Genomic DNA, 12,307 nt, shown 5'->3' on the forward strand with positions numbered 1-12,307 from the left:
CGTGCCAGTACAATTCGCCCAAGCTCAAATCAATACTCGCAACGTTCTGGCGCAGACGATCCCGCAACATCGCCACAAGGGTTCCTGGCACGCCCCTTGCGAATGGGAAGACAGAAACTGTGCTGCACATTGCTGATAAATTAAGCAATGTGTTAAATTATTAAACAGTACAAAAATAATAAATATTACAAATCACTGGAGAGACGATGGGACAACTACAAATCTTGACCGGCGTTCACGGTCCGCGACTGCAAGAAGCCCGACAAATATTTTTTGATCGCGGCGAATTGCCGGCCGGGTTGGTGGACCCGATGATTCTTCGCTCCTGGGAACGTTGCCGACGCTTCGGGCTGACCGAACATCACGCCCAACCCGGCGCAGAGTCGCTTGATCGCATGGCCCTGAAAACCGAACAGGAACGCAATCGCTACCTGGTGCAGCAAGTACGGCCCATCATGGAGCATGTCTACGAGCAGATTCGCGAGTCGGGCAGCATGGTCATCCTGGCCGACGCCAGCGGTCTGCTGCTGGAAACGGTCGGCGATCCCGATTTTGTCGACCGTGCCGACCGCATCGCCCTGAGTGCGGGTGCCTCCTGGGATGAAAACCAGCGCGGCACCAACGCCATCGGTACCGCTCTCTCCGAAGAAAAGCCGGTAGAGGTTCTGGGGGCCGAACACTTCCTGAATCACAACAGTTTCCTGACCTGCTGCGCCAGCCCGATCTTCGGGCCGGATGGCCGCCTGATCGGCGTACTCGACATTTCCGGCGATTATCGCGCCACCCAGCGGCACACGCTCGGATTGGCCAGACTGTCTACGGCCATTGCCGAAAAGCGCTTGTTCGAATCGCTGCACGCCAACGACATCATCGTCAGCTTCCATGGCCGTGCCGATTATCTGGGCAGTCCCAAAGAGGGACTGGCAGCCGTGACACCGGATGGACAGGTACTGGCAATCAACTACAACGGCCTGGAAATTCTCGGCATTCGCCGGGTCGACGCGGTACGCCGTGATTTTTCCATGGTCTTCGAATCCGCGCTGTCCAGCCTGATCGACCGTCAACGCCTGAACCCGCAAGGCAGTTTAGAGACGCGAATCAACGGCCGGATGGTCAGCCTGCAACTGCGTGGCCGATTGCCTGCGGCGGCCTCCGCAGGGCGCGTTTTCGACGACCCCCCAAGTGCACGTCCGGCGACACAACGCCCGGAGGCTACGCCGCGTCCGCTGCTGACACTGGATACCCTGAATACCGGCGACCCCCGTTTGCAAGCTGCAATCGACCGCGTTCGCCGCATGCTGGGACGCGACATCCCGATCATGATCCAGGGCGAATCGGGCGCCGGCAAGGAAATGTTTGCCAAGGCGTTCCACAACAGCGGGCCGCGCCATGCCGAACCTTTTGTTGCCCTGAATTGCGCCTCCATTCCCGAAACGCTGATCGAGTCGGAGCTTTTCGGCTACCAGGGCGGCGCCTTCACTGGTGCCCGCAAGGAAGGAGCGCCAGGCAAGATCCAGCAGGCGCATGGCGGCACCTTGTTCCTCGATGAAATCGGCGATATGCCGCTCAACCTGCAGGCCCGGCTACTGCGCGTCCTGCAGGAGCGTAGCGTCACCCCGCTGGGCAGCACGCGTGCCATCCAGGTTGATATTTCTCTGGTCTGTGCAACGCACCGCCGCCTGCGTGAGGAAGTGGCCCGTGGCAGTTTCCGCGAGGATTTGTATTACCGGCTGAATGGTCTGAGCGTCACCCTCCCGGCCCTGCGCGAACGTACCGATATCCGTCAGTTGGTGGCTAAACTGGCAGCAGAGGAAGTTCGCCAAAGCACGCCAATCCGCTTCTCGGAAAGTGCCATGCAGGCCATTGAGCGCTATAACTGGCCCGGTAACATTCGCCAGCTATTCAATGTCGTTCGGGTCGCCATTGCCTTGCTTGATGAGGGTGAAACGCTGATTACCGAAAGTCACCTGCCCGAGGAACTCTTCGAAGCCCCACTCAGCCCGGGCAATGCCACCCCCCTGATGAGTGGCCGGGACCCCTGGGCACCGGCCCCGCTGGACAACGAACCCGGCAGCCTGGAAGAAATTGGCCGTCTGGCGGCGTTGCGCACGCTGGAGTCCGTCGGCGGCAACATCTCTGCAGCGGCCCGTCAATTGGGTATCAGCCGGAATACGCTGTACCGCAAACTGGGCAAACTATGAATTGGGGTGGCCGGCCTACCAGCCGGCCAACGGGCTGCGCTGTACGGCAACGCTGACGATATAGGCGTAGGTCAGCAAGGCCAGGATGGCAAAACCCCGGCGCATGCCCAGCGTGCGCCCGCGCTTGAGGGCGATGGCACCAAATACGATATAGGCGAGCAGGGCAAAAAATTTCGCGGTCAGCCAGTCGGCGGAAAATGGATATTGCCCACTCATCCAGGCCAGCAGCAGCGCACTGCCCAGCAGCAGGGAGTCGATCACATGCGGTAACACCCGCGCCAGGCGATGGTTCAGGGCTGGCGACTCGAGCCACATCAAACCGGCCCGCCAGATGAAACCGAGTCCGCTCAGGAGCACGCAAGTCACGTGTACATGCTTCAGGACAAGGTAGCTCATACGGCCGGCACCGTGTTGACGGGCAGGCAAAACCGGCGATAACGCCGGACAACACGCCACAGATTCCAGCCCAGGCCGGCATTGGCCAGCATGAAAACCAGGCCGGCAGGACGTGCTAGCGCTTCGGGCCACAAGCATGCTGCGGTCAACAAGCCAAACGCGGCAAAAAAGACGCGCATCTGCTGGCGCATCTCGGCTTCGCTCAGAAACTTGTTCATGGCCGGCAAGCTACCGCCAGAAGAACCTCTGTTCTGCAAATGCAACCAGGCGAGAAACGGCGCAATCTTGTATAGCATGCCGTTGATAAAGGCGATGAATCCGCCAACCAGCACCAGCACGCCGAACAGTGGTGACCACATCGGCAGTTGCGACAGTGCGGGCCAGATTGCTGCGGTCAACAGCATCAACAAGGCAGAAATCAACGATCCCAGCCCCAATTGCCAGTAATGCAGCGTGACATCGGGGCGTGGCCGCCGTCGCTGTGACTGCAAGCGCAACGTCAGCAGGCAAAACGCGATGCCGACCAGTGCCAGAGAAAATTGGCTGATTGCCGCCAGCCATACCCAGTCACACCAGAACGCCAGACTCCAGAGCAGCAAGGGGAAAATGATCAGCCAGGGGAAGGCCCACCCTGAGCGGGCCGAGTAACCAGGCGTAAGCTGGAACATCGGCACAACGACATACGCCACGGCCGACAGCAGGATACCGGTCCACCCGGCCAAACCCCAGCCGGCGTGCAGATCGGTCAGTGGCATCAACGGCAAGGACCAGCCCCGGCTCAAGGCCAGCAGCAAAACCAGCCCCAGGGCAGCTGTCACCAACAGGCCGGACAAAGCCAGCTTCAGTCCCCGAATGGTTGGGCTGGTCGATGGCACATGCAATAAAGCCCGTGCAGCGGCGAACAAAAAACCACCGATACTGAGCAGCAGCAACACCCCGGCCGCTTGCAACAGACCCGGCGCAGCCGCGAGGAAGCCGGCCACCAGCAACAAACAGCCAAGATTCAGGAGTGGATGAACCAGAGCGGCCAGCCGGGCCGGCTGCGCCAGATTGGCGCCAGCGACTACGGGCAGAATCTGGATCAAGGCGCCGAGCATGATCTGCAACATGAAACCCAGCGTAAGCAAATGCGTCGCTGCCAGCGCTGCCGGCGTCCAGCGCGATGCCAGCAAATCAGCACCTTCGATCATCAGCAAAGCCCCTGCCAGCACACCGTACAGCGGCGCCGTCAGAAGAAAGCGCAGCGGCGCCGTCAGGGGGGGGCTCTGGTCAAAAGACAGCAAGGCCTGCATCAGCAAGACTCAGCAGGTAATCACGACGGCAAACGTTCCATCCGGGCGCAATTCGCTTTTCCAGTCGTGTCCGTTTTGCTGCAACACCCTGTAAAGCGGATGCGGCTCGCGATACAGCAGCAGCAACATCTCTTCACCGGGCTGTAGCGTATCGAGCATCTCCATCGTTGCGACAAACGGCTGTGGCGGCTCCATGTAGCGTGCGTCGACGATGCGTTCGGCAGGAAAATCCATCAAACTTCCTTCAATTCGCTACGCAAGCGTTCGATCAATGCGGCACTGCCGTCTGCCAGATGCTGGTCGCACATGGGGTAAAGCACGTTTTCTTCTTTCATGTTGTGCTGCTGCATCATGATCAACAGGGTTTCGGTCTGGCCGAAGAAATCGTCGGTATTTCCCGCCTGCAAGGCGCCTGCCGCCGCATCCATCAATTCGCGCATTTGTCCGTGTTCCATGCGCATGACTTGGGTCGGCCCCATGCTCATGCCGGTACGTGCTTCGAAAGCAGGGAACAGCGTTTGTTCTTCCGTCGCGAAATGCCGCAGCATGGCCGCGCGAAACTGTCCGAATGATGCACCGGCAGCAGCCAAGTCACCGGCGTTGGCCGATTGTTCGGCAGCGGCAAACAGATCGTCGCAATGGCGATGATCTGTTGCAAGGAAATCTCGAATGGTCATTTTATCTATCCGGCTAAGTTGAGGAGTAAGGGCATTTTCTGCCTGCCACACCCGCCGGAGCCTTGATCGGTATCAAAGCCGCTGGCGGAAACTAGCTCCCCAGCACACCAACCTGCAACTCATCAAACCAGTTGATGAAGCGTTGCACATCGCTCCCTTGATAAATCGCCCCGTGCTGCGGGCAGAGCAGATTGATCTCCATGGACGCAACGCGCTCACACCAGCGCCGCTTGGCGTCGTTGGAACCCATCCAGCGTTTATGAAAACCTTCGGCATAACGGATGTGGGTATCGAAATTTTCGACAAACAAAGCATCCTGTCCGGCGGGCAGCAAGGCGGCACCGACATCACCGGAAAACAGGATTTTGGCCTGCTTATCATACAAATGGAAATTACCCGAAGAATGCAAGTAATGCGCCGGAACTGCCTGCAGGCTCAAACCACCGAGGAAAATATCCATGCCCGGATCGGGAATCGTGACAAAGGTCTCTTTCGTTCCGCCAAAATGCGGGATGAAACTTTCCCATAGCCAACTGACGTAGCAACGCATGCCCGGATTGAATTCCAGCCACAGCGCCAGCGACGAACAGATATCCGGATCCTGGTGCGAAGCAAATACAGCACTCAGGGCAGAGGGATCGAACTCGCCGGAGAGTGCGGAAAACACCGCAGGAAAAACCTCTGCGCCACCTGGATCAAGCAACATCCCCTGCCCACCATGCGTTACCAGATACTCGTTCGTATCCACCAGATGCCCGGGGCGATCCGGATCGCGCACGATGGCCACCCACTTATGATCGCCATCCTGAAAAATGGTATTTGTTTTTTTCACACCGCCCCCGGACTGTAATGAATTTACTTGAAAAACTCGGAATGCCGCAGTGCGAGCAAGGAATTGCGTATTTCCTCGACCACCCCGTCAAACTCACCGGACACCTGAGCCAGCGAAGCGGCAAAGGATTGCCCGTAAGCGGCTTCGATTTTGGCTGACTTGGCCAGCACGCCACCCAATTCGACCAGTTGAAAGGCATCGTCGAGCGCGCGCAGCAACTGGCGCCGCAATGCGGCCAGACGCTCCTGATGTTCGATATTCTCCCGCTCACGTCGAACCACCACCGGGTTCAACTTGCTCAGCGCCGACAAGCTGACTGCCTCGCTCAGCAAACGCGTTTTCCGGATGTCCTGCAGAACAACGGAAACCTCGGTAACGCAGCGATGGATCAATACCGTCAGCGCCCCCATGCAACTGCGCAAATCCTGGGAAAAGGTGCGCAACTCGTTGGACAGCACGCCGAAGCCAAGCGCTGCCGTACCGGCCCGCTTGGCGAGGAAAATGGCATTCAGCGCCATGATGTTGATTTTGAACGCAACACCGACAACTGCCTTGATTTCTTCGTTAATGCGCACAATGCGCAACAGATCAATCCCGGCCTGCGGTTCTTTTGCTGCAATCGACGGGTTCATCGGGCTCATTTTTCCAGCACGTAGGTACCGGGTGCATCGGCCAGCGCGGGGAACTTGCGGTTGGCGGCCGGATACGCTTCGACCAGTTCACCGGTCCTTTCCCCCAACCATGCCGTCCAGTCTTCCCACCAGGTACCGGGTTTCTTCTCGGCACGATCCAGCCATTGTTCCCAATGCTCGTTGCGTTCCGGTTCGGCAATCCAGTAAGCCCGCTTGGGCGGATTAACCGGCGGATTGACCACGCCCAGAATGTGCCCGGAAGTCGACAGGACGAAACGTACCGGCGCGGCGACATTCACATACTTGCGAATGCGGTAGCACTGCTTCCACGGCGCGATATGGTCGTCCTCGGCCGTCACGGCGTAGAGCGGCTGGACGATGCGGTCGAGATCGATAGACTCGCCGGCAATCGTCAGCTTGTCGCGCTTGATCAGGTTGTTGTGCAGGTACATCTCGCGCAGGTAGAAGGAATGCATCGCCTGCGGCATGCGCGTCGCATCAACGTTCCAGTACAGCACGTCGAACGGTGGTAGCGGCTGGCCGAGCAGGTAACTGCTCACCCAGTAACTCCAGATCAGGCCATTCGAACGCAGCAGGCGGAAGGAAGTCGCCATTTCGCTGCCATCGAGATAGCCCTTCTTGGCCATCGATTCTTCCAGCGCACCGATGCAGGCCTCGTCGATGAACACATCAATGTCGCCCGGATGCGAAAAATCGGTCAGGGTCGTAAACAGGGTCCAGTGCGCCACCGGCACCTTGTCCTTGCCAAAACGCTTGTTCGCCCAGGCCATGTAGGTCGATACCAGCGTGCCACCGATGCAGTAGCCGACCAGATGCACCTTCGGCACATTGCAGAATTCGCTGGCCACGCGCACCACCTCGTTGACGCCTTCCAGCAGGTAGTCGTCGAAGCGGACTTCGGACATGTCCGGCGTCGGATTTTTCCAGCTCGTCACGAAAACCGAGAAGCCCTGATCGGTCAGGTACTTCAGCATGCTCTTCTTGGCATTCAGATCGAGGATGTAGAACTTGTTGATCCACGGCGTGATGATGACGATGGGCGTTGCCCGCACCTTTTCGGTGGTCGGCGTGTAATGGATCAGTTCGACCAGGCGGTTGCGGAACACCACCTTGCCTGGGGTCGTCGCCAGGTCCTTGCCGACCTCGAAGGCATCGGGCTCGACCATCAGGATGTTCTTGGCCTTGACGTCGCGCTGGAAGTTTTCCCAGCCCTGCTTCAGGCTTTCGCCCTGCGTGGCGACACAACGCTCGATGGCGGCCGGATTCGACCAGAAAAAATTGGTCGGTGCGACCATGTTCAGCCATTCGCGCAGCCAGAAGGCAGCCCGCCGACGCTCCTTGGTGGACAAACCCGGTGTTTCGAAATACATGTCCTGCAGACGGTGGGTGAATGCCAGGTACCATTCCTTGGTGATGTCCCAAGTCGCCGAATTGGTCCAGATCGGGTCGGCAAAACGGGCATCGTCGGGGTTCGGCTGGATCACGTCTTCGGATGGAATTCCCATGGCCCGGCGCATGACGTGCGACTGAAGCGCCAGCAGATCATCGGACAAACCGTTGATGGTGCGCACCAGTTCCTGCGGATGCATCAGCCAGGCAACCTGGGCATTGAGCAGCGAGGTGGTGACACCGAATGGATCAACCGCCTTGCTGACCGAACTGGTCAAGGACTCGACGAGACTCTGAGTGCTGGTATCAATACTGCCATGCTTGGCGACAGAACTTCCGGACATTGCAATTTCTCCGATCCATAAGGCTTTTGCTATCTTACAGCGTGATGAACTCGCCGGGTTGTGGCAGATGCACGTCTGACCAGCCGAGACGGTCCTTGATCGCCTGTGCGAAATCGGCCGATGCACCGGCCTCACCATGGACGACGAAAACTTTTCCCGGCGGCTGGTGAAACCCATTCAACCAGGCAATCAACGCATCCTGATCGGCGTGTGCCGACAGGCCACCCACCGTGCAGACTTTTGCCCTGACCGCCACCGTTTCGCCAAAGATCCGGGCTACGCGTGCGCCATCGACCAGCCTGCGCCCTAGTGTGCCAGCCGCCTGGAAACCGGCGATCAGGACGGTACATTCGCTGCGCGGCAGATTTTCGCGCAGGTGATACTTGATCCGTCCGGCATCGCACATACCGCTGGCCGAGATGATCACGGCACCGTGGCGAATGTCGTTCAGTTGCCGCGAGCGCTCGACATCGGCGACGAACTCGATGTGCATCTTTTCTGGATGTGCCTGCTGCCAGTCGATCAGCGCACAGGTTTCCGCATCGAGCAATTCCCGGTGTTCCAGCGTAATGCGGGTCGCCGAATTGGCCATCGGCGAATCGACATAGACCTTGAGTGGATGCAAGCGACCGCGTCGGACCAAGCCAGCCAGCAGATAAAGAATTTCCTGCGTACGCCCAACAGCAAACGCTGGAATGATCAAGTTGCCGCCAGCCGCCCGGGTACGTTCGAAAGCCGCGACAATTTCGTCCTCGGTTTCGGCAAATGGACGATGCTGACGATTGCCGTAGGTCGATTCGATCAACAACACATCGGCCTCGCCGGGTGGCGGTTCCGGATCGTTAAGCACCGGCCGGTCCGGCATGCCGAGATCACCGGAAAAGACCAATTTTCGCGGTCGACCGCCGGCATTGACGGAAATCTCCAACGAAGCCGAACCGAGAATATGCCCGGCATCGTGAAACCGCACACTGATCCCCTCGACCGGCCGCAGGGTTTCACCGTAATTCACCGTGTGCAATAGTTTCAAGGCAGCCAGCGCCTGGGCCACGGAATAGAGCGGCGGCTGAATGCCGCGTTCGCTGCGCCCGCGCCGATGCCGATTGCGCAACTGCCACTCGGCTTCCTTTTCCTGAATGTGTGCGCTATCGGGCAACAAGACCTCGATCAAGGCCTTGGTCGCCGGTGTCGTATAAACCGGACCGCGATAGCCGAGCATGCTCAGACGGGGCAACAGCCCCGAATGATCGATGTGGGCGTGCGTCAGCAGAACGAAATCCAGCCGACGCACATCGAAGCCGAAATTCAGCGCGCGTTCGTTCTTCTGTCGCGCTTCTGCTCCACCCTGAAACATGCCGCAGTCAACCAGAAAGCGGAACTCGCCGGTATCCACCAGCGTACAGGAACCGGTCACTTCACCGGCCGCACCGAAAAAGCCTAGTCGCATGTTCAAAATCCTCAAGACTTGGCGTAGCATGAACCTCAAGCAGGCGGAAAGCAACGCCAGCAGACCATTTCAGGAGGTAAAGCATGTTCAAGCACATTCTCGTTCCGACCGATGGTTCGGAACTTTCCCGCGCCACGGCGCAACGCGCCATCACCTTTGCCAAGGAAAACGGTGCCCGCATTACAGCGTTCTACGCCAAGCCGGAGTATCCGATTGCCTACTTTGGCGAAGGTGCCTTGATCGATCCGACCACGCCGGACAAATTTGCCGAAATGGCTGATCAGCAGGCCACCGAATATCTCGGAGAAGTCACTGCCTGGTGTGCGGAAGCCGGCGTCGAATGCAGCACCATTGCCGCGACCAGCGACATTCCTTACGAAGCCATCATCAATGCCGCCGAAACTTCGGGCTGCGATCTGATTTTCATGGCTTCGCACGGCAGGCGTGGGATCAGCGGCTTTTTGCTGGGCAGCGAGACCAACAAGGTGCTGACCCACTCCAAGGTGCCGGTGCTGGTCTATCGCTAAGGGTTTATCGCCCAAGGCCTAGGGCTGGCAGTTCGCCAGCCAGGCCGCCGGATCGGGCTGGCGACATAGCTCGGTCAGAAATGCCAGCGCGGCTGCCATGTGTTGTGTGGCCCCCGCGCTGAGTTCTTCGCCCAGTTCAAATTCCTCGCCACGAATGCACAGCACAAAAGCTGGCGGCGGAGCTTCGCCTTCGGTCTGCCGGTAAACCTGCAAGACAGCTTCCGGCGACAAGGCGTGCGTCGTATGCGCGATTGCGGTCGACGGCTGGATTTGCTGAAAAACAAAGGGCGCCGGCGTGCGTTCGCCCGCATCGACAAACAGCACCAGACGACGGCCGGACAAATCCAGCGCATGCTCGATCTGCAGCTGGAAATCCTCAAGCAGTTCGAAGTGCTCGGCCAAGCCGGCATTTTCCAGAAATTTCGCCAGTTGACCGCACAACAGCGGGCCGAGGGCGTCATCGCCCCGGCTCGGATTGCCGACGAAGAAAATCGCGACCGGCGCCAGCATCAGAGACTCGGCCACAACTCAATCACGACTCAAGCTGTGCACTACGGCACCTTCCACATCGACCAGTTCGACGGTCAGCGGCATCTTGCCCAGGGCGTGCGTCGCACACGACAGACAGGGATCAAAGGCACGAATCGCCACTTCAATGTGATTGAGCAAACCCTCGGTGATTTCGCGGCCGTTCAGATAGCGACGGGCTACATGGCGGATCGCCTCGTTCATCGCCTGATTGTTGTTGGTGGTCGAAACGATCAGGTTGGCCATCGTCACGATGTCGTTCTCGTCCACTTGGTAGTGGTGGAACAGCGTGCCGCGCGGCGCTTCGATCACGCCAACGCCTTCCATCTGACGCTCGCCCTTGACCATCAGGTCGTCCGACAACAGATCGTCGTCGTGCAGCAACTCCTTGATCACCTCAGCCGCGTGCAGCATCTCGATCATGCGCGTCCAGTGATAGGCCAATGGCGCGTGCATCGGCGTACCACCGGCGTAATCGATGAATTCCTTGCGCTCGTGTTCGGCAAACGGCGTCGATATCTGGTCACAGTTCTGCACCCGCGCCAGCGGACCAACTTTGTACCAGCCATGCTCCTTGCCGATAGACCGGAAGTACGGGAATTTCATGTAACTCCACGGCCGGACTTCTTCTTCGATGTAATCGTTGTACTGCTGGTAATCGACATGGTCGAACAGTAGCTTGCCGTTGTCGTCGCGGGCGCGCAGGGTGCCATGATAAAAATCGAGATCGCCGTTGTTGCCGACGATGGACATGAAATTCGAGCGGAAGATACCGAAGCTGTTGTACAGGCCGGGGTCCTGGGTGTGCACCTTCTGGATCATGTGCACCGCTTCGCGTGACCACTGGACGATGTGATAAATATCCTTGAGCAACTCGTCGCGCTCGGCAATCGTCAGCGACTTGTTGACGCCGCCCGGCACCGCCCCCGTACCATGGACTCGCTTGCCGGCCGTGACGCGGATGACTTCCTGGCCGAACTTGCGCAGCAGCACGCCGCGCTTGGCGGTTTCCGGATGCGCCATGGCCACGCCGACGATATTGCGCTTGGTGATGTCGCTGTCGAAACCGAACAGCAAATCCGGCGAACACAGATGGAAGAAATGCAGCGCATGCGATTGCAACATCTGGCCATAATGCATCAGGCGACGCAGCTTCTCCGCCGCCGGCGTCAGTTTTTTCGCACCGACGATGATGTCCAGCGCCTTCGAGGCCGCCAGATGGTGCGACACCGGACAAATCCCGCACAGCCGCTGGACCATGACCGGCACTTCCCAATACGGCCGGCCCTGGATGAATTTTTCGAAGCCGCGAAACTCGACAATGTGCAGGCGCACCTGATGCACCTTGTTCTGGTCGTCGAGCAGGATGGTGACCTTGCCATGCCCTTCAACCCGCGATACCGGGTCAATCGCCACGCGGCGCAGGTTTTCGGGATGCTGGGCGGTTTCCAGGTTGTAAGTCATTTGCTACCTCAGTCGTAATGCATCAGGCCATGTTCAAGGCTGGGTTCCTTGCCGGCCAGCAGATCGGTCAGCACTTTCCAGATGGCGTCAGCCGACGGCGGGCAACCGGGAATGAAGTAATCGATCTTGACCACTTCATGAATCGGGTGCACCTGGTTGAGCGGCAGCGGCAACTCCGGGTCGTTCGGGATCATGCCGTTCCGAACCCCCGGGCTGGTGTGATAAACCTCTTCCAGAATCGTCGTCAGCGGCAGATGATTCCTTTGTGCCGGCAAACCGCCGTTGATCGCACACGCGCCGATGGCAATCAGCGTCGTGCAGTTGGCCCGGAACTCGCGCAGCACATGGACGTTCTCGGCATTGCACAGCCCGCCTTCGATGATGCCGATATCCGTACCCGGCGTGACGTGCTTGATATCGGTCAGCGGCGAGCGGTCGAACTCGATGTATTCGAGCAGCGTGAACAGCCGTTCGTCGATGTCGAGAAAGGACATGTGACAGCCAAAGCAACCGGCCAGCGAGGTGGTCGCGACCTTGAGTTTTTTCTTTTCGCTCAT

Annotated in this window: 13 protein-coding genes; 2 read left to right on the forward strand and 11 right to left on the reverse strand. The window is 58.8% G+C overall.

Translation table 11 applies throughout. The annotated features are described in order from the left end of the window. Positions 1-206 precede the first annotated feature (206 nt). On the forward strand, positions 207-2,201 hold the full coding sequence (locus RCI20_RS06590; RefSeq protein WP_306603779.1) for a sigma-54-dependent Fis family transcriptional regulator: 1,995 nt from the start codon (positions 207-209) through the stop codon (positions 2,199-2,201). Positions 2,202-2,216: 15 nt separating this feature from the next. Here the strand turns inward: RCI20_RS06590 and RCI20_RS06595 are convergent, their stop codons facing one another. From RCI20_RS06595 to RCI20_RS06630, 8 genes are all read right to left on the reverse strand, one after another. Further along, a complete protein-coding gene (locus RCI20_RS06595) occupies positions 2,217-2,597 on the reverse strand; it encodes a SirB2 family protein (protein ID WP_306603780.1) in 381 nt (126 codons plus the stop codon). Continuing rightward, positions 2,594-3,889, reverse strand: a complete 1,296-nt coding sequence (locus tag RCI20_RS06600; RefSeq protein ID WP_306603781.1) for a hypothetical protein — start codon at positions 3,887-3,889, stop codon at positions 2,594-2,596. Before RCI20_RS06600 ends, RCI20_RS06595 begins: the two co-directional genes overlap by 4 nt. A 9-nt stretch (positions 3,890-3,898) precedes the next feature. Continuing rightward, positions 3,899-4,123, reverse strand: a complete 225-nt coding sequence (locus RCI20_RS06605) for a DUF2249 domain-containing protein (protein WP_306603782.1) — start codon at positions 4,121-4,123, stop codon at positions 3,899-3,901. Beyond that, complete coding sequence (locus RCI20_RS06610) at positions 4,123-4,566, reverse strand: hemerythrin domain-containing protein (RefSeq protein ID WP_306603783.1); 444 nt, start codon at positions 4,564-4,566, stop codon at positions 4,123-4,125. The genes RCI20_RS06605 and RCI20_RS06610 overlap by 1 nt, the downstream gene beginning before the upstream one ends. Positions 4,567-4,657: 91 nt before the next feature. After that, a complete protein-coding gene (locus tag RCI20_RS06615; RefSeq protein ID WP_306603784.1) occupies positions 4,658-5,398 on the reverse strand; it encodes an MBL fold metallo-hydrolase in 741 nt (246 codons plus the stop codon). 23 nt (positions 5,399-5,421) lie between these two features. Further along, a complete protein-coding gene (locus RCI20_RS06620; RefSeq protein WP_306603785.1) occupies positions 5,422-6,039 on the reverse strand; it encodes a chemotaxis protein in 618 nt (205 codons plus the stop codon). Then, positions 6,036-7,784: an alpha/beta hydrolase gene (locus tag RCI20_RS06625; protein WP_306603786.1), complete on the reverse strand. Its 1,749-nt coding sequence runs from the start codon at positions 7,782-7,784 to the stop codon at positions 6,036-6,038. The genes RCI20_RS06620 and RCI20_RS06625 overlap by 4 nt, the downstream gene beginning before the upstream one ends. Before the next feature lie 34 nt (positions 7,785-7,818). After that, positions 7,819-9,231 (reverse strand): MBL fold metallo-hydrolase RNA specificity domain-containing protein, encoded by a 1,413-nt coding sequence (locus tag RCI20_RS06630; protein WP_306603787.1) that lies wholly within the window; start codon positions 9,229-9,231, stop codon positions 7,819-7,821. Positions 9,232-9,314: 83 nt separating this feature from the next. Between RCI20_RS06630 and RCI20_RS06635 the strand changes: the two genes are divergently transcribed. Further along, positions 9,315-9,758 (forward strand): universal stress protein, encoded by a 444-nt coding sequence (locus RCI20_RS06635; RefSeq protein ID WP_306603788.1) that lies wholly within the window; start codon positions 9,315-9,317, stop codon positions 9,756-9,758. Between the two features lie 18 nt (positions 9,759-9,776). Here RCI20_RS06635 and RCI20_RS06640 read toward each other — a convergent pair whose 3' ends face one another. Genes RCI20_RS06640 through RCI20_RS06650 form a run of 3 tightly spaced genes read right to left on the reverse strand, consistent with a single transcriptional unit; the run spans position 9,777 to position 12,307 of the window. Continuing rightward, a complete protein-coding gene (locus RCI20_RS06640) occupies positions 9,777-10,268 on the reverse strand; it encodes a hydrogenase maturation protease (RefSeq protein ID WP_306603789.1) in 492 nt (163 codons plus the stop codon). Between the two features lie 18 nt (positions 10,269-10,286). Continuing rightward, positions 10,287-11,750 carry a Ni/Fe hydrogenase subunit alpha gene (locus tag RCI20_RS06645; protein ID WP_306603790.1) on the reverse strand — a complete coding sequence of 488 codons (1,464 nt, stop codon included), beginning with the start codon at positions 11,748-11,750 and terminating at the stop codon, positions 10,287-10,289. Positions 11,751-11,758: 8 nt separating this feature from the next. After that, positions 11,759-12,307 (reverse strand): NADP oxidoreductase, encoded by a 549-nt coding sequence (locus tag RCI20_RS06650; RefSeq protein ID WP_306603791.1) that lies wholly within the window; start codon positions 12,305-12,307, stop codon positions 11,759-11,761.

Source organism: Azonexus sp. (assembly GCF_030824335.1).
In the GTDB taxonomy this organism is placed as follows: domain Bacteria; phylum Pseudomonadota; class Gammaproteobacteria; order Burkholderiales; family Rhodocyclaceae; genus Azonexus.